General features: G+C 67.5%; 24 protein-coding genes, 2 tRNA genes and 1 pseudogene. 24 read left to right on the top strand and 3 right to left on the bottom strand.

From position 1 onward, the window contains the following. Positions 1-67 precede the first annotated feature (67 nt). The 13 genes and pseudogenes from C664_RS21250 to C664_RS06500 all read left to right on the top strand — a co-directional run. A pseudogene (locus C664_RS21250) lies at positions 68-193 on the top strand (transcriptional regulator domain-containing protein); the annotation flags it as partial. Positions 194-205: 12 nt separating this feature from the next. Then, positions 206-967, top strand: coding sequence for a DNA -binding domain-containing protein (locus C664_RS06550; RefSeq protein ID WP_004255716.1), 762 nt, complete (start codon positions 206-208; stop codon positions 965-967). A 102-nt stretch (positions 968-1,069) separates the two neighbouring features. Beyond that, positions 1,070-1,339: a helix-turn-helix transcriptional regulator gene (locus C664_RS20250; RefSeq protein WP_004255711.1), complete on the top strand. Its 270-nt coding sequence runs from the start codon at positions 1,070-1,072 to the stop codon at positions 1,337-1,339. Positions 1,340-1,608: 269 nt separating this feature from the next. Then, entirely contained in the window at positions 1,609-1,941 is a 333-nt protein-coding gene (locus C664_RS06540; protein WP_004255707.1) for a hypothetical protein, read from the top strand. Next, positions 1,938-2,171, top strand: coding sequence for a hypothetical protein (locus C664_RS06535; RefSeq protein WP_004255703.1), 234 nt, complete (start codon positions 1,938-1,940; stop codon positions 2,169-2,171). Before C664_RS06540 ends, C664_RS06535 begins: the two co-directional genes overlap by 4 nt. Before the next feature lie 280 nt (positions 2,172-2,451). Then, positions 2,452-3,672: an IS21 family transposase gene (gene istA, locus C664_RS06530; protein WP_038011122.1), complete on the top strand. Its 1,221-nt coding sequence runs from the start codon at positions 2,452-2,454 to the stop codon at positions 3,670-3,672. Next, entirely contained in the window at positions 3,672-4,460 is a 789-nt protein-coding gene (gene istB, locus C664_RS06525) for an IS21-like element helper ATPase IstB (RefSeq protein ID WP_004255699.1), read from the top strand. Before istA ends, istB begins: the two co-directional genes overlap by 1 nt. Positions 4,461-4,536: 76 nt before the next feature. Next, positions 4,537-4,722 carry a hypothetical protein gene (locus C664_RS20615; RefSeq protein ID WP_157354013.1) on the top strand — a complete coding sequence of 62 codons (186 nt, stop codon included), beginning with the start codon at positions 4,537-4,539 and terminating at the stop codon, positions 4,720-4,722. After that, entirely contained in the window at positions 4,719-5,069 is a 351-nt protein-coding gene (locus tag C664_RS06520; RefSeq protein WP_004255697.1) for a hypothetical protein, read from the top strand. Before C664_RS20615 ends, C664_RS06520 begins: the two co-directional genes overlap by 4 nt. Further along, positions 5,059-5,883 (top strand): toprim domain-containing protein, encoded by an 825-nt coding sequence (locus tag C664_RS06515; protein WP_004255695.1) that lies wholly within the window; start codon positions 5,059-5,061, stop codon positions 5,881-5,883. The genes C664_RS06520 and C664_RS06515 overlap by 11 nt, the downstream gene beginning before the upstream one ends. Continuing rightward, positions 5,876-7,453, top strand: a complete 1,578-nt coding sequence (locus tag C664_RS06510; RefSeq protein WP_004255692.1) for a YfjI family protein — start codon at positions 5,876-5,878, stop codon at positions 7,451-7,453. The genes C664_RS06515 and C664_RS06510 overlap by 8 nt, the downstream gene beginning before the upstream one ends. A 446-nt stretch (positions 7,454-7,899) precedes the next feature. Further along, the gene (locus C664_RS06505) at positions 7,900-8,253 is read left to right on the top strand and encodes a hypothetical protein (protein ID WP_004255689.1); all 354 of its coding nucleotides are present in this window, start codon (positions 7,900-7,902) and stop codon (positions 8,251-8,253) included. Continuing rightward, the gene (locus C664_RS06500) at positions 8,250-9,413 is read left to right on the top strand and encodes a phage major capsid protein (RefSeq protein ID WP_004255685.1); all 1,164 of its coding nucleotides are present in this window, start codon (positions 8,250-8,252) and stop codon (positions 9,411-9,413) included. The genes C664_RS06505 and C664_RS06500 overlap by 4 nt, the downstream gene beginning before the upstream one ends. A gap of 639 nt (positions 9,414-10,052) precedes the next feature. On the opposite strand, the gene C664_RS06495 is transcribed toward C664_RS06500, so the two are convergent. Next, a complete protein-coding gene (locus C664_RS06495) occupies positions 10,053-10,889 on the bottom strand; it encodes an SIR2 family NAD-dependent protein deacylase (RefSeq protein ID WP_004255681.1) in 837 nt (278 codons plus the stop codon). After that, the gene (locus tag C664_RS06490; RefSeq protein WP_004255678.1) at positions 10,883-11,599 is read right to left on the bottom strand and encodes an SDR family NAD(P)-dependent oxidoreductase; all 717 of its coding nucleotides are present in this window, start codon (positions 11,597-11,599) and stop codon (positions 10,883-10,885) included. Before C664_RS06490 ends, C664_RS06495 begins: the two co-directional genes overlap by 7 nt. 111 nt (positions 11,600-11,710) lie before the next feature. Between C664_RS06490 and C664_RS06485 the strand changes: the two genes are divergently transcribed. The 11 genes from C664_RS06485 to C664_RS06435 all read left to right on the top strand — a co-directional run bounded on the left by C664_RS06485 (position 11,711) and on the right by C664_RS06435 (position 21,529). Beyond that, positions 11,711-13,063, top strand: a complete 1,353-nt coding sequence (locus C664_RS06485) for a sigma-54 interaction domain-containing protein (RefSeq protein ID WP_004255674.1) — start codon at positions 11,711-11,713, stop codon at positions 13,061-13,063. A 144-nt stretch (positions 13,064-13,207) separates the two neighbouring features. Then, entirely contained in the window at positions 13,208-13,867 is a 660-nt protein-coding gene (locus C664_RS06480; protein ID WP_004255671.1) for a DUF6781 family protein, read from the top strand. Continuing rightward, positions 13,867-15,549 carry an ABC1 kinase family protein gene (locus tag C664_RS06475; RefSeq protein ID WP_004255668.1) on the top strand — a complete coding sequence of 561 codons (1,683 nt, stop codon included), beginning with the start codon at positions 13,867-13,869 and terminating at the stop codon, positions 15,547-15,549. Before C664_RS06480 ends, C664_RS06475 begins: the two co-directional genes overlap by 1 nt. A gap of 12 nt (positions 15,550-15,561) precedes the next feature. Beyond that, entirely contained in the window at positions 15,562-16,236 is a 675-nt protein-coding gene (locus tag C664_RS06470) for a phosphatase PAP2 family protein (protein ID WP_004255663.1), read from the top strand. Further along, complete coding sequence (locus tag C664_RS06465; protein ID WP_004255660.1) at positions 16,233-16,589, top strand: diacylglycerol kinase; 357 nt, start codon at positions 16,233-16,235, stop codon at positions 16,587-16,589. The genes C664_RS06470 and C664_RS06465 overlap by 4 nt, the downstream gene beginning before the upstream one ends. 104 nt (positions 16,590-16,693) lie before the next feature. Next, positions 16,694-16,768, top strand: a tRNA-Val gene (locus C664_RS06460). A gap of 47 nt (positions 16,769-16,815) precedes the next feature. Next, positions 16,816-16,890 (top strand) — tRNA-Val (locus tag C664_RS06455). Positions 16,891-17,157: 267 nt separating this feature from the next. After that, positions 17,158-17,616: a (2Fe-2S)-binding protein gene (locus tag C664_RS06450; RefSeq protein ID WP_004255658.1), complete on the top strand. Its 459-nt coding sequence runs from the start codon at positions 17,158-17,160 to the stop codon at positions 17,614-17,616. After that, on the top strand, positions 17,613-19,904 hold the full coding sequence (locus C664_RS06445; RefSeq protein ID WP_004255656.1) for a xanthine dehydrogenase family protein molybdopterin-binding subunit: 2,292 nt from the start codon (positions 17,613-17,615) through the stop codon (positions 19,902-19,904). Before C664_RS06450 ends, C664_RS06445 begins: the two co-directional genes overlap by 4 nt. 15 nt (positions 19,905-19,919) lie before the next feature. Continuing rightward, positions 19,920-20,921, top strand: a complete 1,002-nt coding sequence (locus tag C664_RS06440; RefSeq protein WP_004255655.1) for an XdhC family protein — start codon at positions 19,920-19,922, stop codon at positions 20,919-20,921. 2 nt (positions 20,922-20,923) lie between these two features. After that, positions 20,924-21,529, top strand: coding sequence for a nucleotidyltransferase family protein (locus C664_RS06435; RefSeq protein ID WP_004255653.1), 606 nt, complete (start codon positions 20,924-20,926; stop codon positions 21,527-21,529). 5 nt (positions 21,530-21,534) lie between these two features. On the opposite strand, the gene C664_RS06430 is transcribed toward C664_RS06435, so the two are convergent. Then, positions 21,535-24,093 (bottom strand): cation-translocating P-type ATPase, encoded by a 2,559-nt coding sequence (locus C664_RS06430; protein WP_004255649.1) that lies wholly within the window; start codon positions 24,091-24,093, stop codon positions 21,535-21,537. Positions 24,094-24,183 lie beyond the last annotated feature (90 nt).

The following is a 24,183-nucleotide window of genomic DNA, read 5'->3' as shown; positions in this document are numbered from 1 at the left end:
GAGTCGGACACCTTCACCGACCTGGCGCAGCCACTTCCAATGAAGGCGCGCACTTGAAGGGGTGTGCATGAGGCATGAAGCATCCCAGCCGCCTGCTTGGCTTCCAGACTGGAAAGACTCGGGCGCTTATTCAGAGTTCACGACTCGCGCTGACCTTGCATGGCAGTTCCTGCGCAGAAGTCCCGAGTACCAAGCGGATTGGCTCATGTACGAGTCCGTCCCGTATTACTGGCCCGATCATGGCGGTAAGACCCCGAAGGGATCGGGTAGAAGCTATCAGCCCTGGGCAGAGATGATCTATTACTGGGCGGACCCACCGGGCCGTGCAGACGAAACACTGGAAGAGTACGAGCGCCGCATGCAAGGCACCGACTACGAGGTAACAAACCTCGAAAGCGGTCTGTGCAGAAAGTGGGGGATTAAGCTGCTCAAGCCACCTGAAGAGACTTGGGGTCAGCTCATCCCCTACAGCGAAGAATTCCCGATTGTTGGTGGCGATGAGGATGTTTTTGTCATTCGACATCACAACTTGCCTGACCCCTACAAGATCGTCCCCAATGGCTATCTATTCGGAAGGTACCAGCCGCCAATGCGGTCGATCGTGTCGATCTACCCGGCAGACCCCGATCGGGACGAGATCCTGCCCAACCTTGTGCCGATCTGGTTTTCCCTCGATCACAGCCTGAAGGCGCAGATTGATGCGGCGATGCTGGAGTTGAAGGCGATGCGTGCCGAGTTGGACGTAAAGCGTACAAATCGCAGCGCCCCTTCTGTTGCGACCTTGATAACGGCGCTCCGTGTTCATGATGGCCGGCTGGCTGGTGCCACTCATGAGGAAATTCAGTGCGAGCTTGATCGATTGGGTGAGTTCAACAGCGCGGGTACGCTCCGCGACACAGTTCGAGATTTCAAGCTCGCAAAGAAAATGATCGAGTCCGGTTATCGAGAACTTATCGGCATGGAATGACACCCAGCAGAGTTTAGGCTACCAAATCCTGCTGTTCCTCACAGATTGGTAGGTCCGCATCCTTCGCCTGTCGTGCAACGCGCACGCTACACGGAGCGAACGATGCAACCTCAAACCACCTCGTCGCCGAGAACCCACGGCATCCAAATCGCCGCCGCCCTGGCGAACTTCGATAGCCTGCCCGACAGCGCGCTGGTCGACGTCAAAGTAACTGCCGCCGTCTTGGGCAGATCACCGTCATCCGTCTGGCGTGACGCCCGCCTGGGCAGGCTGCCTGCGCCGATCAAGGCCGGCCCCGCCTGCACTCGCTGGAAGGTGGGCGCGATCCGCGCGCACCTTGCCGCGCTCGAGGGGGCGGCATGGCGCTCTTGACACGGTCGACCACCTCCGCGCATGATCTCGCCTGCCTGCAAACAACAGGCAACGGGATTGGCGTCCCGAATGCAAAAGGCGGATGTATCCGCCACCCTGGCGGATTTTTTACGTCCACCGCATGTGCTGCTCCGTCTATGGCGGGCCGTGTGGGAGAGCCGCAAGGCTCGCCGGTTCCTTTTGCCCGGTACGCCAATCCCGCACGCGCCCGCCACCCCCGATTGGCGTCGGGGAGCGGGATTCAACCCGCCGCAAAAGGAGCATCAGCCATGCGTACTACCGCATCGGGCACGCGCGCACTCGCGCCGACTTCGCCCACCATCCCCACCAGCTACACCCCCGGCCCTTGGCATGAGCACAGCCATCGGCAGATCGGCCCCGACGAAGGCATCGTCGCTGAGGTCTGGTCCGCCATCGGCTGGGGCGATGCCGCCATTCAGCAGGCCGACGCCAATGTCCGCCTGATCGCCGCCGCACCCGAGCTGCACCAGGCGCTTGCCGAGATCCTGAGCGACTACCGCAACGACCTGGCAATGATCCGCCCGCGCACGCTCAAGCTGATTGTGTCCGCCCTGGCGAAGGTGGAAGGGGGTGCGGCATGAATGCCCCGACCGATCTGAACCCGCTGATCTGCGACGCCGTCGCCGACACGCTTTTCACTGCGTCCTGCGCGGTCAAGTTCCTCGCCCGCGCCGCTGAGGATCGCACCCACGAAGGCACGGACTCCCTCAGCTCAAGTGAGAGTGCGGGCGAGGCGTTCATTCTGAATTGCATCGCTGCCGCGCTCGACTACGCCCAAGGCCAACACAGTGCGGAAGGGGGTGAAGCATGAGCACGATCACCCGCATCCGTGTCTATCGCGCCCTGCGCCGCATCGCCGGCCCGGCGCTGGCCTACCGTCTGAGCTTCGGCGGGAGGGCGTGACAATGACCGGCCCGACACGTGAACCCACCTGTGCAAGCGACCTCGCATCGCTTGCTGTCAGGCGACACCGTAAATTGACCCCCTAGCGACACGAGGAACTGACCCCCTCGTTCGCAAGGAGGCCACTGTTGGAAACGAAGCACAGCGAGGTGAATCCTGTACGCCGTCTGGTTTGCGGAGTGCAGGAGATGTTGGAGCCGGAGGCGGTCACGACGATCGTTCGGTTGGGGCAGTCGGGGTGGGGCGCGAAGCGGATTGCCAGGACGTTGGGCATCGCGCGCAACACGGTGCGGCGCTATCTGAACGCGGGCGGGCCGGTGCCCTACCGGCAGCCGCAGCGCGACAGCGTGCTGGGCGGTCATGAGGCGTGGCTGCGGGAGCGTTTCCTGCAGCACCGGGGCAACTGCGACGTGGTGCGTCAGCAGTTGAGCAAGGAGCTCGGGATCGACACGAGCCTGCGCACGGTCGAGCGCGCGTGCCGTGGGTTCCGCCAGGAGCTTGAAGCCAGTCGCCGTGCGACGATCCGCTTCGAGACTGCGCCGGGCGAGCAGATGCAGATCGACTTCGGCCAGACGCGGGTGCTGATCGGTGGCGAGCCGGTGCGGGTGTTCCTGTTCGTGGCGACGCTGGGCTATTCGCGCCGGGGGTTTGCGTGCGCGTTCCGGCACGAGCGCCAGAGCGTGTGGTTTGCCGGGATCGAGGCGGCCTTTGCGCATTTCGGCGGACGGCCGCAGACGCTGCTGATCGACAACGCCAAGGCGCTGGTCGACAAGCACGACACACAGACGCGCCAGGTTCGGCTCAACAGCCGCTTCGAGGCGTTCTGCCGGCACTGGGACATCGCTGCCCGGGCATGCGCGCCGTTTCGCGCCCGCACCAAGGGCAAGACCGAGAACGGCGTGGGCTACGTGAAGAAGAACGCCATCGCCGGTCACGCCTTCGAGAGCTGGGCGGCGATGGAGGCGCACCTGGCGCGCTGGCAGCGCGAGGTGGCCGATGTGCGCATCCACGGCACGACGGGCGTCACGCCCGCTGAGCGCTTCGACCTGGAGCGCGATCACCTGCGTCCGGTCGACGGGATCGCTCCCTTCCTGCAGGTGCGCGAACTCGTGCGCCGGGTCAATGCCGAGGGCTGCATCGAGCTCGACACCAACGCCTACAGCGTGCCGTGGCGCTTGATCGGCGAGACGGTGACAGTCATCGTCAGCGCCGACACCGTCGTGGTCGAGTACGCCGGCGAGGAAGTAGCCCGCCACGCGGAGCTCTCCGGCAGTCGCGGTCGCAGCATCGAGCGCCGCCATCTGCTGGGTGGATCGCCACCACCGGCCGAGATCGAGACGCCGCCGCCCACCGATGCGCTGCTGCGTCCGTTGGCCGAGTACGAAGCCCTCGTCGGAGGAGGCTGGTGATGCTCGAACCCGAACGACTCGACGAATTGCTCACCCGGCTGCGGCTCACGGCGATCCGCGACCAGCTCGATAGCCTGCTCGACGAAGCCAGCCGGGCACAGATGACGCTGCGCGAAGCGCTGCTGTTCCTGGCCGAGCGCGAGGTCGCCCGACGCGACATGCGGCGCATCCAGATGGGCATGAAGCTCGCCCGTTTCCCGTGTGTGCGCACGCTCGAAGGCTTCGACTTCGACGCACAGCCCTCGATCGATCCGGGGCAGATCCGGGATCTGTCCACCGGTCGCTGGATCGGCCACGGCCAGGCCTTGTTGCTGCTCGGCCCCCCGGGCGTGGGCAAGACGCACCTGGCAGTCGCACTGGGGCGCGAAGCGGTGGATCGCGGCTATACGGTGCTCTTCACTTCGGCAGCGGCGCTGATGGCAGGGCTCACGAAGGCGCACGCCGACGGGCGGCTCGAGGAGAAGCTGTTGCAGCTCTCGAAGCCCAAGCTGCTGATCATCGATGAGCTTGGGTACCTGCCGCTCGAACCGGCGGCCGCGCACCTGTTCTTCCAGCTCGTGTCGCGGCGCTACGAGCGGGCAAGCATGCTGATCACCAGCAACCGGCCGGTCGGCGAGTGGGGACAGGTGTTCGGCGATGCCGTGGCGGCCACCGCCATCCTCGATCGGTTGCTGCACCACAGCCAGGTCATCACGATCCGGGGCGACAGTTACCGGCTGCGCGACAAGCGCCGCAGCGGCCTTCTGCAGAAGGCCGCTGCCCCCACCCCGATCACGTCGGAGAGTTGATTAACCCAGGGGGTCAATTCCAGATGTCGTCAGGGGGTCAAATCTTCGTGTCGCTTGACAGCTTGCCGCAGAGACCTTGAATCAACTTCTGGCGTTGGCAACGAGCATCGTTTATCTGCACGGCCGTCCTGGCTGTAGTTCAGCCGTCAATCACCTTGCCCGCCTCGCGGAAATGCACGCGCTCGAATGGGCGGAACACTTCGAAGAAGAGGCTGAACTGCACCAAGCGATGCGCGAGCGCACCACGGAGGTTCAGCCATGAGCCACCACGACTACCCCAAGGGCGCTGGCCTGGGCCGTGACCCGAACCCGCACAATCCGACGCTGATCGACTTCGAGTGGACGATGCAGCACGGCAGCCGCGCGCAGCGGCGCGAGATCCTGCGGCAACTGAAGATGTATCGCCGGCAGGGCGTGCCAGGCGCGGCCGAGGCGATGCGCTCGCTGGCCGAGCATGGGCGCAAGCCGGAGCCGGGCGCGCACCGCGTGTGGCGCGTGACGATGCCGGGACGGTCGCCGTTCGTCGTGTTCGTGGCGCAAGGCGCAACCGCCGCCGAGATGCTGTTGCAGTGGCCTGGTGCCGCGCTGGAGGTGGCCAATGGACACTGAGTTCCTCAACGCCATGGCTGCGGCCGGCCTTGCGCCGGTCAAGCCTCTCGCGCTGCCCGAGGGGCGCATCGTGCGGTTCCGCGTTCAGGGCGACAAGGCCGGAAGCCGCAACGGCTGGGCGGTGCTGCACCAGCACCCGATTCCGGCCGGCGTCTTCGGTAGTTGGAAGACGGGCGAACAGCACACCTGGAAGGCCACGACCAACGAGACCGCCACCCCCGCCGAACGTGCCGAGCTGCAGCGCAAGCTGCATGCGGCGCAGCAGGCACGAGCGGCCGAAGAGGCGCGGGTTCGTGCCGAGGCCGCGGCACGGGCGCTGAAGCTGTGGAGCGGTGCCAAGCCGGCGACGGACGATCACCCCTACCTGCGGGCCAAGGGCGTGCATGCCTATGGCCTGCGGGCGCTGCGTGACCAGCTGATGGTGCCGGCGCGGGATGCCGATGGCCGACTGCATACGCTGCAGTTCATCGGCCCGGACGGCTCGAAACGCTTTCTCACTGGTGGGCGCATCGCCGGCTGCTATTACGCCATCGGGCGCCCCGACGACGCGCTGCTGCTGGCCGAGGGCTACGCCACCGCCGCTACGCTGCACCAGGCCACCGGGCGCGCGGTGGCGGTGTGCTTCAACTGCGGCAACCTCATCGCCGTGGCCCGTTCGCTGAGGGCCAAGTTCCCCCGCCTGCGCTTCGTGGTGTGCGCCGACAACGACGCCGGCACACCCGGTAATCCTGGCCTGAAGGCCGCGCACGAGGCCGCGAGGGCGATCGGTGCCGGCGTGGCCTTCCCGAGCTTCGAGGGGGTGGCCCATGTCTAAGCCGACCGACTTCAACGACCTGGCGCAGATCGCCGGCCCCGAGGCGGTTAAGGCGACCGTGGATAAGGTGCTGGCCGCTGCTACTGCCAACTCTGCAAATTCGCAGAGCCCTTCGCCGGATTGGCCCGACCCGCACCTGCCCGGCATGGTCAAGGCACCCGAGATCCCCGCCGCGATCCTGCCCGGCTGGCTGGGGGAGATGGCTGGCGCGGTGGCGGACTCGACCCAAACGCCGCCTGCGCTCGCTGTCATGGTGGGGCTGTCGGTTCTGGCTGCCGTGCTGCAGCGCCGCTTCGAGGTGGCGCCGTTTGGCGACGACTACACCGAGCCGCTTGCACTCTGGACGCTGACGGCGCTGCCGAGCGGCGCGCGCAAGTCGGCAGTGTTCAGCGCCATGACGGCGCCACTGCTGCGCTGGGAGAAGCTGGAGTACGACCGAGGCCGCGCCGAGCGCGGGCGGGTGGCGTCGGCACGGAAGGTCGCCGAGAAGCGCATCGAGCGGCTTCTGGCCGATGCCGCGAAAGCCAAGGACGACCACGAGCGCGAACGCATCCGCAGTGAGATCCAGCACGAGAAGGACACGATGCCGGCCGAGCTGCGCGCACCGCGCCTCTTCACCGAGGACGTGACCGCCGAGCGGCTGCAAGCGATGTTGGCGGAGTACGGTGAGCGCATGGCGCTGCTGAGCGATGAGGCCGGCATCTTCCAGATCATGGCCGGCATCTACAACGGTGGCAGTGCCAACCTGGACGCCTTCCTGAAAGGCCACGCCGGTACGGCGATGCGGGTGGATCGCGCCGGCCGCGAGGCCCACGTCGACAAGCCGGCCCTGTCCTTCGGCCTGGCGCTGCAACCCGGCGTGCTGTCCGAGGTGGCCGCCTCGCGCCGGTTCCGCGACTCCGGTCTGCTTGCGCGCTTTCTCTTCGCCATGCCGGCGAGCAACGTCGGCAAGCGCGACGTGCGTCGTCGTGTGGCAATCCCTGACCGGGTGCGCGATGACTACGAGGCCGCGCTCTTCCGGCTGCTGGAGGACGTGCCCGCCGTGCCGGGTAAGCCGCGCGAGCTGGCGATGACCGAGCCGGCACTCGAGCTGTGGGCGGACTTCGCGCAAGAGATCGAGGACCACCAGGGCGAGGGTGGGCGCTACGAGGCCATCAGCGACTGGACCAGCAAGCTGCCCGGCGCGGTGGCGCGCATCGCGGCGCTGCTGGAGCTGGCCGAAGTCGGACGCCACGCCGAAGAGGTGAGCCAGCTTGCGACGGAGCGGGCGGTCGCGCTGGGGCGCCTGCTGATCCCGCACGCACAGGCGGCATTCGGTCTGCTGGGCACCGACGGCGTCGACGCCGACGCGGGCGCCATCGTGAAGTGGATCAAGGCCAACGGTCTGGAGGAGTTCAGCCGGCGGGAATGCCAGAAGGCGATGGAGGGCCGCTTCCGCACCCTGGAGCGCCTGACCAAGGCCCTGCAGCGGCTGGAGCAGCAGGACGTGCTGCGGCACTACACCAGGCGAAACAAGGGCGCACCGCCGACCGAGGCCTGCATCGTCAATCCGAAGCTTCTGTCGACCTAATCGACATTGTCGCCATAGAGCTATTTTTAACCTTTTTCTTCTTCTATATGAATCACTTACGGTTTAGCGCTCTACCCCTGTCGACAATGTCGACAAACTCGACAGACCCAAGGCCGGCCCGAGCGTCTGTCGACATTGTCGACATTGTCGACGGGTGTAGATACGCCGGACGAGTCGCGCCCGCATCAGCCGATCGCCAACCCCGAGCACCGATGAAGTCCGTGGGCTCGACATTCTGCAGGCTGCTCACGGGTCCTTCTGGGGCATGCAGCTCACGGGTAGTTCGAACCTCGACCTTTCTCTAGTCAAAGACTATCCGTAAGGGGGTTATATGATTAACCTGCACTATCCAAGAAGGCAGACCGAATGAGCACCGAACTTTCCCGATGCGCTGCCGCTGGCGGCGATCCATAGCATTGCAAGTCTTTGATTGTCCGCATTATTTCATGTTCAACGAAGAATGTTCGACGCATCATGTAGCCATGACACCCGCACTTCAAACCGGCCTGCAAGCCCTGTCCCGGCACTTCGCCGGCCGGCATGTGCGTGTCCCGCGCGACCCGTCAAAGCTGCTGCGCATGGTCCCGTCCGACCTAGACGCCGCATCGGCCGCTGAAGTGTGCGCCGCAGTCGGTGGAAGCCGGCTGTATGCCCGTAAGGCAACCCGCACCCTGGCCGAAGCCCGCAACAGCGTGATTCGAGTCCGCCGCGCCCACGGCGCAACACTGGAAGCCCTGGCAGAAGAGTTTGGCCTGTCGGCGCGCCAGATCGCGAACATCCTCAAGGACACCCCGAAATGACCATGCATACCCCCTTCCGCCGCGTGCCCGAGTTTGGCCCGTTCCCGGCTCCGCGCTCGAACCCCACTCCGTCCCGCATTTCAGGCGAAGGCGACGCAGACTTTCACCTGCGCATGCTCGCCTCTCAAATCAACGTCCTCGACGTGCTGCGCTACCAGGCCGGCATCAGCCGTGGCGCTATCGACATCGGCCCCGCCGCTGAATACTCGCAAGAGATCGCCCGCCGATCCGGCCGGCCTGCAAACGGAACCTATCTCCCGCACGCCGCGCTGCTGTCGCGTGGCCTGTCGGTCGGCACCGCCACCGCAGGCGGCAACACCGTTGCCACGAACCTCCTCGCAGGTTCCTTCATCGACGTTCTGCGGCCCCGTGCAAAGGTTTTGCAGGCCGGCGCAAAGGTCATGACCGGCCTGAATGGCAATGTCGCCATTCCCCGGCAGACCGGCGCTGGCGCTGCATACTGGGTATCAGAAGGCGACGAGCCTACCGAGTCGCAACAGGCGTTTGACCAGGTGCAAATGACGCCTCGCACGGTCGGCGCATACACCGAAATCTCCCGCAAGCTGTTGTTGCAGTCGTCGGTCTCGATTCAGGACTTCGTGTCTCAAGATCTGATCACCGTGATCGGCCTGGCGATGGACGCCGCCGCCATCAATGGCGCCGGATCGGCGCAGCCTACCGGCATCCTGGGAACGTCCGGAATCCTGACCCAGACCATTGCAGGCAGCGCCCCGACTTGGGCAGAAATTGTCGGATTCGAAACGAAGGTAGCAGCAGAGTCCGCCGACGAGCCAACGTGCGCCTATCTCACGACACCGAAGGTGCGCGGCACCCTGCGTCAAACCCTGCCGAACACCGCCGCCAAAGACCCGATATGGACGGCCGCAAACGGCAACGGCGCCGACGGCACGGTCAATGGCTACCGTGGATTCGTGTCGAGCAACGTCCCGGCAACTTTGGGCACCGGCACGAATGAGCACGCGATCATTTACGGCAACTTCGCCGACCTCATCATCGGCCTGTGGGGGGCGGTCGACCTGCTACTGGACCCCTATAGCCTGAGCAAGTCAGGCGCAATGCGCGTTACTGCCTTTCAGGATATGGACGTGTGCGTCCGCCACGCTGAATCATTCTGCGTCGGCAAGTTCGCGCCCGCTTGATGTTTTCGTGCGAGGGCTGGCGAGAGTGATCGCCCATAGCCGGCCCCGCTGCCGCAAGGCACATGACGCATGGGCGATCACCTGCCGCGCGACTGACAGCGCGCGGAACCTGTCGGCAGGGCGTCGCGCGTATCTCCTGGGGGTGTTCGACCCCTTCACGGCGATGCAAGGACAGGTAACTGCAAAGCCCTCAGGGCACCAGGCGCGGCCCCTCCATACCGCCTCCCTGCCGCCTGGCCCGCGTTCAGCAACGCGGAGCGATGGCAGGGCTCCCCGCCTCACCGGACGCTAGACCATGCGCTGCTGCGCCTGCTGCCGAATGCCCGCCCCCGTCGCCACGCTGCACCCTGGCGAGTTCCACGACAGCCGGAAGTAACTACCGGAATTCCGGTAGATACCCAGGACTTGGGTATCGACCCGGTAAGCACTGTCACGTGAGAGGCTAGGTGTGCTAGAGCAGGCGTGAGTGACGGTAGATTTGACGGTACACGGAAAATTCAGATTCAGAAAGCTCAGCGTTTATTGGGCTTTCAGATCGAATGCGGGTGAGTCAGCACCTCTCAAAGCCCGGACCTGTCCGGGCTTTGTTTTTGGGCCTTCAGATCGATCGGCCCGCCCCGCAAGGGCGTCGATCCCCCTTCAGTCCATCGGGAAGCCGCGCTCACGCAGCGCCCGTGCGATACCCCGCATTGCCTCGGTGGCTGGAAGCGCCAGGGATACGCCCGGCTCATGGGCCGTACCGGCGTCACGCAGGTTGATGCGGATGATCGGTACGCCCAGCTGTTCGCCAAACAGGCGTACCGACGGTACCGCGGTGCCTGCACCGATTTCGAGCACGAGCAACCGGTCCACGCGTCGTTTCCAGGCCGCGAGCCTCGTCTGCTGGGCCTGCGTGCGGTGCTCGATCCAGTCCCAGTCGCCAAACATCAGGATGTTGGGGCGTGCAAGTGCGCCGCAATGCGGGCAGCTTGGCAGCGCGTTGGTCAGTTCGCAGGCTTCGGCGTCGATTTCGGGTTGAAACTCGTCCGCCGGCCAGGTCCGAGCGTTGCAGCCCTTCATGCATTGCAGATGATGGATGGAGCCATGGCACTCGACGATGCGTTGGGCGTCGAAGCCGGCCTTCTGGAACTGCCCATCCACATTGCTGGTGAATATGAAAGCGCCATCCGGAAGACGCCGCGCGATGTCGAGCAGTATCGCAAAGGCGGGACCCGGCTCGGTGCGTCGATACAGGTCGAGCCGGTGGCCGTAGAAACCCCAGGCCAGTCGCGGGCGGGCGGCGAAGGCGGCCGGATTCGCGATCTCCTGGAAGTGCAGTCCGGCCTTGCCCAGCGCCGGATAGGCCTGCCACATCCCTTCGCTGCCGCGGAAGTCCGGCAGGCCGGAGTCCACGCCGAGGCCGGCTCCGGCGGTGATGAGGAGGCCGTCCGCGTCGGCGATGAGGCGGGCGCAACGATCGAAAGCGCTTGTTACCACGGGATGTGCTCGCCTCGGTAGTCGATGAAATGCGCCCGCCCGCTCGCTTCGAGACGGTCGAGCGCGGCCAGCAGCCCGCATGCGGCTGCGTCCGGTTCCATGGCCGCATCGCCGACGAAAGGGGCACTCAGGCGCGAGCGCACGGTGCCTGGCTGCAGCGCAGCGACGACGGCGAGCGGGCGACGGCGGGCGATTTCGATGGCCGCGGTCTGCAGCAGCATGTTGAGCGCAGCCTTCGATGCCCGGTAGCCATACCAGCCGCCCTTGCGATTGTCCTCGATGCTGCCCACCCGCGCCGACAGCTTGGCCCAGATCACGCGCTCGCCGGTGGCCAGCAGTGGATGAAGGTGGCGCAGCAGCAGGGCTGGCCCGATCGCGTTGATCGTCATCGCGCGCTGCAGGCAGGCGGCCTGCAGTTCCTCGAGGCGCTTCTCGGGACCCTGGCCCTCGATGCTCAGCGCGCCGGTGGCATCGATCACGAGGTGCAAGGGCGACTGCGCGGCCAGCATGCGGGCGCAGTCGGCGAGGCTGGCCTCGTCATCGAGCAGGAGCGGCGGCGTGCTCTGCCGTGACAGTTCGATGATCCGGCCGCAACGCGGGTCGGCGCGCAGCTGCCGGACGAAGGCCTGGCCAATTGCACCGCTGGCGCCGGCGACCAGTGCGGTGTAGCCCTCGGGCAGGCTGTTCATCGATACGGGAGTGAGGTTCATGCGTCCTTGTCTGCGGGATGCGCGATCGGGTCGGCTGACACGATCATTCGATTGACCATTTTACTGACAGCGGGGCAGACTGCTGACACGCCGTTTGCCAGATTGACAGTCATGCCGCACGACGCCCGCCCCCTGCCGGAGCTGGTTTCGTTTCTCGAAACCCTGTCCGAGCCCCATATCCTGTGCGACCGGGGCTATCGCATCATCGCAGCCAATGCCGCATATCGGCGCTCGTGCGCGCATGGTCGCGACGTGGTCGGCCGGACCTGCTACGACGTGTCGCATCGCTACAGCGTGCCCTGCGATCGCGCCGGCGAGTCCTGTCCGCTGGCGCGCAGCCTGCAGTCCGGGCAGCGCGAGCGCGTGCTGCATCTGCACCACACGCCGCGCGGCGAGGAGTACGTGAACATCGAGCTGTCGCCGGTGCGCGATGCGGACGGCGAGATCGCGTGGTTCATCGAGAAGATGGAACCGATGCAGGTCGCGCGCGGCGTGTCGGACCACCGTGGCCTGATCGGGCGCTCGCCGGCCTTCCAGCGCATGCTCGAACTCGTCGCCCGCGTGGCGCCGTCGGAGGCGAGCGTGCTGCTGCAAGGTGAGTCGGGAACGGGCAAGGAGCTCGTCGCCAGCGCGGTGCACGAGGCAAGCCGGCGGGCCCAGGGGCCCTTCGTCGCGGTCGACTGCTCGGGTCTGCCCGAAACCCTGTTCGAAAGCGAACTGTTCGGCCATGAGCGAGGAGCCTTCACCGGCGCTACCGCACGCAAGCCGGGCCTGATCGAGGCAGCCAGCGGCGGCACCCTGTTCCTCGATGAGCTGGGCGACATTCCGCTCGGCATGCAGGTCAAGCTGCTGCGCCTGCTGGAAACCGGCACCTACCGTCGGGTGGGCTCGACCGAGCTGCGGCGTGCGGACATCCGCCTGGTGTCGGCGACGCACCGCCCGCTCAAGCGCATGATTGCCGAAGGCAGCTTCCGCCAGGACCTGTATTTCCGCATCAATACCTTCCCGATCACCGTGCCGGCACTGCGGGCGCGCGAGGGCGACCTGCCCCTGCTGGTGGAGTCGCTGCTCGAGCGCGTGGCGCCACAACGGCGTCTCGCCGTGTCGCCTGCAGCGATGCGGCTGTTGGCCGCCCATCCGTTTCCGGGCAACGTCCGCGAACTGCGCAATGTGCTCGAGCGTGCAAGCCTGATGTGCGATGGCGAGACCATCGGCCCCGAACACCTGCCCGAGGAGTTGCTCGGTGTCGAGGCGGAGACTGTCCCTTCACATGAGCCGGCGCCTTCTTCCGCCTCGTCAGGAGACGCGCTCGATCTCGACGAGGTCCAGCGCCAGGCCTTGCTGCGCGCGGTGCGCAGCCATCGCGGCAGTCGTCGCGAGCTTGCGCGCCGGTTGGGCATCAGCGAACGCACGCTGTACCGCCGCCTGAAGGCGCTGCAACCCGATGGCGATGGCCACGGCTGAGGTCTTCGCTGCGGATTCGGGTGGGGGATCGCAGCCCGGCGGGGATGCAAACATCGCCGTAGGGTCCAGTGCCCGGGCTTGCGCGTATCATGAGATCCATCCCGGTTTGGCATCAGCCTTTCGTTACGCACGAGGAGACTCAAGATGACGCAGGACGCCCAACAGATCGAACGTGAGGTGCAGGCCGCAGTGGAGGCCGAGCCCGCGCGGATTGCCGAGCGCGTGCAGGCCATCACGCTTGCCGCGCTGACCCGCGGGGTGGTGGATACACAAGCCCTGCGGGAGGTGACGCAGGCAGTGCTGCGCGGTGCTCAGGCGGCCGCCCCGCGCTTCGAGGCCGAGCATGCCGAAGGGCTGAAGGAGGCGGTGCGCGGGCTGGACCAAGCGCTCGCTTCCGCCGCGCAGGCCACGCAGCTGGCGATGCAGGAAGCGATCGGCCGCGGCAGCGAGTTCTCGCGCGAAGGCCTCAAGCAGTCGCTCGACCAGTTGTCGCGTCTCGAGGGCGACTTCGTCGCCGCGCTCGGCGATGCGGCACGGCAGGCCAGCGGCACGGCCCAGGCGACCTTGAAGGATCTGACCGAGCATGCGCGCAGCAGCGGCACGGCGGTGGGCGCGCGGGTGCAGAGTGCCGTGGTCGACCTGGGCCAGGCGATGGGCGATCTGGCGCGGGCACAGGTTCAGGAAGGCATGCGGGCATTGAGCGCCCAGGCCGAGCTGCTCGCCAGCATGGCGGCCGGCGTGCTGCGCGGCCTTGGCGATCGCCTGCATCCGGACTCGTCCGCTGCGAAGGATCGACGCGACTGATGCTGTGGCAAGCCATCGGCGCGGCGCGTGATCTGGCGCGTGCGCACGAGATCGCGACCGTCCTGATCCGTTATGGCTTCAGCGACCTGGTCCGGCGTATCGGCCTGGGCAATGCGCTGGAGAAGGCGGGCAGGGCGCTGCACTGGCATGGCGTCGACGAGTGGTTGAGCCTTGGCACGCCCGAGCGCGTGCGCCGTGCGCTGGAAGATCTGGGGCCGACTTTCATCAAGCTCGGCCAGGTGCTGGCGACGCGCGTCGATCTGTTCCCGCCCGAATGGATCGCCGAGTTCGGCAAGCTCCAGGACGCTGCGCCGGCCGCGCCCTTCGAGGCAATCCGTGCGCAGCTGACCGAAGACCTCGGCCAGGCGCCCGAGACCGTGTTCGCCGATCTGGAGCTGGCGCCGCTGGCCGCCGCTTCGCTCGCCCAGGTGCATCGTGCCCGCTTGGCGGACGGGCGGCGTGTCGTGCTGAAGGTTCGCCGCCCGGGTATCCGTCCGCTGGTCGAGGCCGACCTGCACCTGCTCGCGCGCCTGGCTGACATCGTCGAGTCCGAGGCGCCCGACCTGCGCCGTTACCACCTGCGCGAAGTGGTGCGTGAGTTCACGCTGTCCTTGCGGCGCGAGCTGGATTTCGCCGCCGAGTGCCGCAACGCCGAGCGCATCGCCAGCCATTTCGCCGACCACCCCGAGATCGTGATCCCGGCGATCCACTGGAGCTGGAGCGGCGAGCGGCTCAACGTCCAGGACTACGTCGAGGGCATTCCGGGCCGCGATCTTGCCGCGGTCGATGCCGCGGGGCTCGACCGCAAGCTGCTCGCGCGCCGCGGCGCCGCCGCAGTGCTGAAGATGATGCTGGAGGACGGCCTTTTCCATGCCGATCCGCACCAGGGCAACGTCTTCTACCTGTCCGAGAATCGCATCGCCTTCATCGATTTCGGCATGATCGGGCGCCTGTCGGAGACCCGGCGCCACGAAGTGGCCGTGATGCTCTATGGCCTGGTCACCGGCGATTCCGAGTCCGTCGCCGACGTCCTGCTCGAGTGGCGCGAAGGCGAAGAGGCCGCCGACCCCGACCGCCTGCGACGCGACATCGACAACTTCGTCGACCAGTACAAGGGCGTGCCGCTCAAGCGACTCGACCTCGCGGCGATGCTGTCCGACCTGATGACGCTGCTGCGCGAACATGGACTCAGTCTGCCGCCCGAACTCTCGCTGCTGGTGAAGGCCTTCATCACGCTCGAAGGCATGGGCCGCCAGCTCGACCCGGATTTCGACATCGCTGCCGAGGCGGAGCCGCTGCTGCGACAGGTACTGGTCGCGCACCGCACCCCGGCCGCCATGGCGCGGCGCGGCTGGCGCAGCCTCGGCAGCGCCTTCGACCTGCTCGCCAGCCTGCCGCAGGATCTCGGCAGCCTGCTGCGCGCCGGGCGGCGCGGCAAATTGCAGATTCAGGTGGACGTGCTGTCGCTCAAGCATGCGGTCGACCAGCTCGACCGCGCGATCAGCCGCATGACCATCGGCATCGTCACTGCGGCGCTCATCATCGGCACCGCAATCGTGATGACGGTGGTGCGCGACCCTACGCTCGGTGGCCTGCGCACGCTGGGGCTGCTCGGCTTCATCGGCGCGGTGGGCGGGGGACTGTGGGTCCTGCTGTCGATCTGGCGCAGTCGGCGGCGATAGGGCAGGCTCGACATGGGATTCCCGCGCGCGTGGCTGGAGCCGCGCATCCTTGCGATGCTGCTGACCTTGGCTTCGGCGGCCTGGCTGTTCGTCGAGATTGCGGACGAGGTGGCCGACGGCGACACCGGCGGCTTCGATCGTGCCCTGATGCTCGCGCTGCACCCGCAGGCCGATGGCGTGGCGTCGACCGGGCCGGCGTGGATGCAGGCGGTCGCGCGTGACATCACCGCGCTGGGCAGCACCACGGTGCTGAGCCTGCTGGTCTGCGTGGCGACGGCCTTCCTGCTGCTTTCCGGACGGCGGCGGACGGCGCTTTTCGTGCTCGTCTCGACCGCCAGCGGGGCGATGGCGACCCTGCTTCTCAAGGATGTCTTCGCACGACCGCGACCGGACCTGCTGCCGCACGGCGACTTCGTCACCACGGCGAGCTTCCCGAGCGGACACGCCATGTTGTCCGCCATCGTCTATCTGACCCTCGGCACCTTGCTGGCGCGTCTGGTCGGCGCACGACACCAGAAGCTCTACATCATGGCGGTCGCAGTGCTGCTCTCGGTCCTCGTCGGGCTGAGCCGCGTCTATCTCGGCGTTCATTGGCCGACGGACGTCTTGGCGGGCTGGGCCGCCGGCGCGGCCTGGGCGCTGGGCTGGTGGATGGTGATCGAACTGGTCAGGGGTGAGCGCAGATGAAAGGAGAGGGCTTCGTCCGGCGCCTGGGCTTCGCGCTGCAGGGGCTCCGGCACACCGTCGTCACCGAGCGCAGTTTTCGCGTCCACCTTGTGGCCGCCGCGGGCGTGCTTGCGGTGCTGCTGATCACCCGTCCGGCGCCGGTTTGGTGGGCGGTGCTGGGCCTCGCGGTGGGCGTCGTGCTGATGGCGGAGTTGTTCAATACCGCGCTCGAGACGCTGGCCGACCATCTGCACCCCGAGCGCCACCCGGTCGTCGGTGCGGCCAAGGACATTGCCGCGGCGGCCGTGCTCGTGGCCAGCGGTGCGGCCGTCGTCGCCGGGCTGGCCTTCGCCGTCGATTGGCTGGTAGGTTGACAGCGTACCGACGCGCTGGACGAAGAGCGCGACATGCGCAAGGCTCAGAGCGGCAAGTTGACGGGCTGGGGCGGCGCTTCTACAATGCGGCCTCTTTCGCGGAAGGGCGGTTAGCTCAGCGGTAGAGCACTGCCTTCACACGGCAGGGGTCACTGGTTCGATCCCAGTACCGCCCACCAGTCTTCCTGGGGTGTCTCACCTTCCCGAAAACCGATCTGCACCGATCGGGCGGTTAGCTCAGCGGTAGAGCACTGCCTTCACACGGCAGGGGTCACTGGTTCGATCCCAGTACCGCCCACCAGACATTGAAAGCCGGCCTTCGAGCCGGCTTTTTTGCGCCTGCACGTCGGCCTTTCCCCGCCTCAGCCAGGCCGTGTCCCGTGCGAGGCCCCGGGCCAGTCGGTGCGGCGATCTGGTTCTCCCGATGATGTACGGCTACATTGCAGGCATGCGCTCGAACCCCCTGTCCCTATGACGCGGAGACGCGTCGGTCGAGCGCACCCTCGCGCACTGCTGTCATCGACCCGATGCAGGCGGTCTGCGAGCAGGACAAGCCACAGGAGGAGACATGACGACATTCACCGTCAATGGCGACACCCATCGCGCCGAGGGTGATCCCGAGATGCCCTTGCTCTGGTATCTGCGCGACCTGGCCGGGCTCACTGGCACGAAGTACGGCTGCGGACTCGGGCTCTGCGGTACCTGCACGGTGCTGGTGGACGGGAAGCCGGCACGAGCCTGCCTGCTGCCGGTCGCAGAACTCGAGGGGCGCGCGATCACCACCATCGAAGGCCTGTCCCCCGATGGCCTCCATCCGGTACAGGCCGCCTGGCGCGAACTGAATGTTGCGCAGTGCGGCTACTGCCAGACCGGGCAGATCATGCAGGCGGCCGCCCTGCTGGCGACGACACCGAATCCGACCGATGCCGAGATCGATGCCGCGATGAGCGGCAACCTCTGTCGCTGCGGCACGTATCCGCGCATCCGCGCCGCGATCCGGCGCGCAGCGGAAGGAGCCAGGTCATGAGTGCCTTCATCGCGAACGAGAGCGCCAACCTCAACCTCGGCCGCCGCGGTTTTCTGCGCGGACTCGCGGCGGGCAGCTTCGTGCTGGCCATCGGCATTCGCCCGGCGCGTGCCGAGGAAATGAAGTATGGGGCCGAAGCCATGAGCGGCGGCCTCAAGGACGATCCGCGCATCTTCCTGAGTATCGAGATCGACGGTACCGTAAGCCTGCTGTGCCATCGCGCCGAGATGGGGCAGGGGGTGCGCACCAGCTGGGCCATGGTCGTGGCGGACGAACTGGAAGCCGACCTCGGCCGGGTCCGGGTGCTGCAGGCGCCGGGCAACGAGGCGCGCTTCGGCAACCAGAACACCGACGGCTCGCGCAGCATGCGTCATCATTTCCAGGCTCTGCGTCGCATCGGTGCCGCGGCACGGCAGATGCTTGAACAGGAGGCCGCCGTGCGCTGGCGGGTGCCGGTTGCGGAGGTGCGCGCGCAGGCGCACGAGGTGGTCCATGTGGCCAGCGGCCGGCGCATCGGCTTCGGTGCGCTCGCCCATGCCGCTGCGCTGCGTCCGGTGCCCGAGGTCGATACGCTCGTGTTCAAGCGGCCGGAAGACTTCCGCTACATCGGCCGCGACGGCATTGCGCTGGTGGACAACCTCGACATCACGACCGGCAGGGCCGTGTATGGCATCGACGCCCGCATCGAGGGCATGGCCTACGCGGTGGTCGCCCGGCCGCCGGTATATGGCGGCAAGGTCAGGCGCTACGATGCGGCCCGCGCGCTACAGGTGCCGGGCGTGCTGAAGGTGGTGCAGATCGAGGAGACGCCGATCCCCTCGGCCTTCCAGCCGCTCGGCGGGATCGCGGTGATCGCCGACAATACCCACGCTGCGATCAAGGGGCGCTCGCTGCTCGAGATCGAATGGGATGACGGCCCCAATGCCGGATACGACTCGAGCACCTATCGCGCGGTGCTGGAAGCGGCATCGCTTCGGCCGGGCAAGGTGGTGCGCAGCAACGGTGATCTCGACGCGGCGCTGGCAGGCGCCGCGCGTCGCGTGGAGGCCACCTACTACATTCCGCACCTAGCCCAGGCGCCAATGGAGCCGCCGACGGCCACTGCCCGTGTGACCCGGGACCGGTGCGAGATCTGGTGCAGCGTGCAGAACCCGGAGGCGATCCGCGCCGACCTCTCCAAGCGCTTCCAGTTGCCGCTCGACAAGGTGATCGTGCATGCGCTGCTGCTCGGTGGCGGCTTCGGGCGCAAGTCCAAGCCCGACTTCGCCAGCGAGGCGGCGATCCTGTCGCGCGCGATGGACGGGCGGCCGGTCAAGCTCACCTTCACCCGCGAGGATGACCTGCAGAACGGCTACCTGCACACGGTGTCGGTCGCCCACATGGAGGCGGGGCTGGATGAGCAGGGCAGGCCGCAGGCCTGGCTGCACCGCACGGTGGCGCCGACCATCCAGTCCATCTTCATGCCCGATGCGCAGGAGTCCGGTGGCTTCGAGCTGGCGATGGGCGCGGTCGACATGCCCTTCGCCATTCCGAACGTGCGTGTCGAGAACCCGCCGGCCGCGGCTCATACCCGTATCGGCTGGTTCCGCTCGGTGTCCAACATCCCGCATGCCTTCGCGATCCAGAGTTTTGCCGCCGAACTGGCTGCAGCGGCCGGTCGCGACCCCAAGGACTACCTGCTGGCGTTGCTCGGCCCGGACCGCGTCATCGACCCGGCGTCGGTGTCGGACCCGTGGCTGTACGGCGAGGACCCGAAGCGCTACGCGTACGACACGGCGCGCCTGCGCGGTGTCATCGAGCGCGTGGCGCAGGAAGCGGGCTGGGGGCGGCGTCTGCCGCCGGGGCACGGGCTGGGCATCGCCGCCCACCGCAGTTTCGTCAGCTACGCGGCCGTCGTGGTCGAGGTGGTGGTCGACGCCGAGGGCCGGCTGACGATTCCGCGCGTGGATATCGCCTTCGATTGCGGCGCCGTCATCAACCCCGACCGCGTGCGCGCCCAGCTCGAAGGTGCGGTGATCCAGGGCGTAAGCCTGGCGACGGTGGGCGAGATCAGCTTCGAGGCCGGGCGTGTGACGCAGAGCAACTTCCACGACTATGCCTTGACGCGGATCGACACGGCGCCGAAGGAGATCCACACCCATCTGGTCACGGCCGTCGGCTTTGACGCACCGCTTGGCGGGGTGGGCGAACCCGGCCTGCCCCCGGTGGCGCCGGCGCTGTGCAACGCCATCTTCGCCGCGACCGGCAAGCGCATCCGCAGCCTGCCCATCCGCAACCAGCTCGCCTGAGCCGAGGAGGTGTCCATGCACAGCACCGACCGGCAGGTTCTTGACGCGGTGTGCCGCTGGGCCGACGCGGGTCAGCGTTTCGCACTGGTGACGGTGGCGCGTACCTGGGGTTCGGCACCGCGCCCACCCGGCGCCTGGATGGCCCTGCGCGAGGATGGCCTGGTGCAGGGCTCGGTGTCCGGCGGCTGTCTGGAGGCTGACCTGATCGAGCGCATGCAGGCGGGCGAATTTACCGCGGGCGCGGCGGGGGTTCCGGTGGTACAGGCTTACGGTGTCACCCAGGACGATGCGCGCCGATTCGGCCTGCCCTGCGGGGGGCGGATGGAGCTGGTGATCGAACCCCGGCCCGACCTCGGTGCGCTGCGCACACTGGCGCAACGCATCGCCCGCGGCGAGCTCGTGCAGCGCAGCGTCACCCTCGGCGAGCCGGGCAACCGGATTGCGGCCGGCACAGCCGGTGACCGCGTGCGCTGGGACGGGCACACGCTGAGCACGCCGCATGGCCCGGCGTGGCGACTGCTGATCGTGGGTGCGGGTCAGATCTCCAGCTACCTGGCGCAGATGGCGCAGGCGCTGGATTACCAGGTCTTCGTCTGCGATCCGCGCGAGGCGTACGCGGCCGGATGGACCGTGCCCGGCAGCACGATCGTCGCCGGCATGCCCGACGACGTCGTGCTGCAGCTGAAGCTCGATCCGCACAGCGCCGTCGTCGCGCTCACCCACGACCCCAAGCTCGACGACATGATGCTGCTCGAAGCCCTCAAGTCGCCGGCCTTCTATGTCGGTGCGCTCGGCTCCACGGTGAACAGCCGGCGCCGGCGCGAGCGTCTGCTGCAGTACTTCGATCTGACGCAGGCCGAAGTCGACCGCCTGCACGGGCCCGTGGGCCTGCCGATCGGCAGCCGCACGCCGCCCGAGATCGCCGTCGCGATCCTCGCCGAGATGACTGCCGTGCGTAACGGCGTCGCCCCCCATGTCGCCACCTGTCTCGCGGCAGCGGCGCCCGCCGGGGCCTGATCATGAGGGGCGAGATCGTCGGCATCCTGCTCGCCGCCGGGGCAGGGCGCCGCTTCGGGGGCGACAAGCTGGCGCACCCGCTTGCGGATGGCAGGCCGATGGCGCTGGTCGCGGCGGCGAACCTGCACGCGGCCTGCGATCGGGTCGTGGTCGTGTTGCGCGCCGCCGACCACCCGCTGGCGCCGTCGTTCACAGCAATGGGGGGCACGGTCGTCGCCTGCGCAAGCGCCGCCGGTGGCATGGGCCACAGCCTGGCCGCCGGGGTGCGTGCCACGCCCGGTGCGGCAGGCTGGATCGTGGCGCTTGCCGACATGCCCTTCATCCAGCCGGCCAGTCATCGGGCGGTTGTCGCCGCGCTGCGTGCCGGCGCAAGCCTTGCTGCGCCGCAGTACCAGAGCCGACGCGGGCACCCGGTGGGGTTCGATCGGCGCTGGCGGGATCCGCTTTCCGTCCTTCAGGGCGACCAAGGCGGCCGGGACATCCTGAGCGCGCATCGAGAACAACTGGTGCTGTGTCCCGTCGATGATCCGGGGGTGCTGCTGGACATCGACCGGCCACAGGATCTGGCCGGGTGCGTGCGTCCCGTCGCCTGCGGAGGGCCGGCCTGAGCGGTTCAGGGGCCTGTGGCCCGCGATCCGCGTGAGTGGCTGACTGCAGCAAGCAGACCCTGCTGGGCCAGGAGCGTCATCAGGGTCACGGCACCCACGCCGAGTGCACAACCGATCAGCGTGAGGTCCGGCAACGCGAAGCCGAACGGACGCCGAACGGGCGCAACGAGCAGCACCGCGGAGAGCAGCGTCAGGATGGTCAGGATTATGCCCCACAAGGCTCGGTTGCCGCGTTGGAACACGGCCCGGATGCTGCCGCGGAGTGATCGGTTCGCCAGGATCAATGCGATGTTCGACGCGATCAAGGCGATGAATGCTGATGCGCGCGCCATATCGTCCGACAGGCCGCCATGCAGGAGCCAGCCGTAGAAGCCGCCGACCAGCAGCAGGATGACACAGCCCTGGAGCAGGCTCTGGGCAATCATCGACGGCGAGAACAGGGGCGCGGACGGATCGCGCGGCATGCGTTCCATCAGGTCGGGTTCCTCGTCCTCCGCTTCGAACACGATGGAACAGACGGGGTCGATGACGATCTCGAGGAAGGCGATGTGCATCGGCGTGAACATCAGCGGCCAGCCGACCAGCATCGGGATGAGCGTCAGGCCGGCGATGGGTACATGGACCGCGAAGACGAAGCGCGAGGCCTTCACGAGGTTGTCGTAGATCCGCCGCCCCAGCCGAACCGCCTGGACGAGTGTGCCGAAGTCGTCGTCGAGCAGCACCAGCGAGGAGGCCTCGCGTGCAACGTCGGTACCGCGGCCGCCCATGGCGATACCGATGTGGGCCGCCTTCAGTGAGGGCGCGTCATTGACGCCATCCCCCGTCATCGCGACCACCGCACCATTGGCCTTCAGCGCCTGGACGATGCGCAGCTTTTGCTGGGGGGCGACGCGGGCAAAGACGGTCGTGGTGGTCACCGCATGCTGCAGGGCCGCGTCATCCAGCCTGGCGACCTCCTCGCCCAGCAGCAAGCCCGCATCGCCATCGATGCCCGCCTGGCGCGCGATGGCGCAGGCCGTGCCCGGATGGTCGCCGGTGATCATCAGCACGCGAATGCCTGCGCGTCGGCACTCCTGCACGGCGCGCGGAACCGTGTCGCGCAGCGGGTCGGCCAGCGCGACGAGCCCCAGCAGGCGGAAGTCGAAGCCCTGCTGGGTGGCCGGCCACTCCGTTCCGCGAAACGAGGCCGATGCCACGGCCAGTACGCGCATGCCGCGCTCGGCCAGGGTGCCCGCCTCATCGAGCACCTGGGCACGCAGCGCTTCCGGCAAGCTGCACAGGCGAACGATGCTCTCCGGCGCTCCCTTTGCCGCCACGGTCTGGTCCGGTTGACCCGCCATGCGCCACACGTGGGCCATGACGGGCAGTTCGGGGCTCAGGCCATATTCGTGCACGAGGACCGGCCTTTCTGCGAGCGGTGCGAGAGCAGACCGCGCGAGCATGTGGAACGCCCGCTCCATCGGGTCGAAGGGCGTCTCCTCGCACGCCAGCACGCCATGGCGCAGCAGAGGCTGAAACCGCTCGTCCAGGTCGCCTTCACCGGCCTGCCAGCGCACCGGCCGTTCGGGCGTGAAGCGCACCAGCGTCTCGACGCGCATCTGGTTTTGCGTGAGTGTGCCGGTCTTGTCGGTGCACAGAACCGTTGCGGCCCCCAGGGCTTCGATCGTGGCCGCCCGGCGCGTGAGCACGCGGTGTTGCGACAGTCGCCACGCACCCATGGCCATGAAGACCGTGAGGATCAGCAGGAACTCCTGCGGGAGCATCGACATCGCCATCGTGATGCCGGCCAGCGTTGCGCCCAGCCAGTCGCCCTGGGTGATGAAGAAGAGGAGCCCCACGGCTACGCTGACCACCAGGCCGAGCACGGAGAACCAGCGCACGAGCTGTCGCGTCTGCCGATGCAGAGGCGTCGATTCAGCCTCGATGCTTCCGAGCACGGTCCCGATACGCCCGATCTCGCTGCGCGCGCCGGTCGCGGTGACTTCCGCCAGAGCCCGCCCTGCGACCATCATCGTGCCTGCGAAGAGGTGGTTCGATGTTATCGGGGAGGTCCCGTCTGTGGCAGCCGATGCGGTCTTGGCGACGGGCAGGGATTCGCCACTGAGCAGCGACTCGTCCACCGCCAGGTCATTGGCCGACAGCAGCCGCGCGTCGGCGGGAACGCGATCGCCCTCCGCCAGCTCGATGAGATCCCCGCGCACGAGCTCGCGACCGGCGATGCGGTCGGGTACGCCGTCCCGCCAGACCAGCGCGCGCGGGCTGGTCATGTCGCGCAAGGCTTCGAGCACGCGCTCCGTCCGGCGCTCCTGTACCAGGGTGATGGCCACGATGACGCCGAGAAAGGCCAGCAAGACGCTGGCCTCCGCGCGGTCTCCGAGGATGAAGTAGATCGCAACGGCCGTCGCCAGCAACTGGAACATGGGCTCGCGTGCGACCTCCAGCAGAATGTGCCAGCCCGTGCGGCGTGGTGGTCGGGGCAATTCGTTCGGCCCATCGAGCGCGAGCTGGCGCGCGGCCTGTTCGGCGCTGAGTCCGGAGGGGGAGGCACGACCGGCACTGTTCATTCACTGAGGCCCTTCAGGTGCTCCCGGCTCGCGGCTTGCCAAGCTTCGCGGTCGTCCGGCGCCGGACGATGGCCGGACGGCGACCTCGAT

Origin of the sequence: Thauera sp. 63 (assembly GCF_000310165.2) — a bacterium.
Lineage (GTDB): Bacteria > Pseudomonadota > Gammaproteobacteria > Burkholderiales > Rhodocyclaceae > Thauera > Thauera humireducens.
The sequence above is the reverse complement of the archived record's forward strand: the minus strand, read 5'-3'. Positions and strand labels throughout refer to the sequence as shown.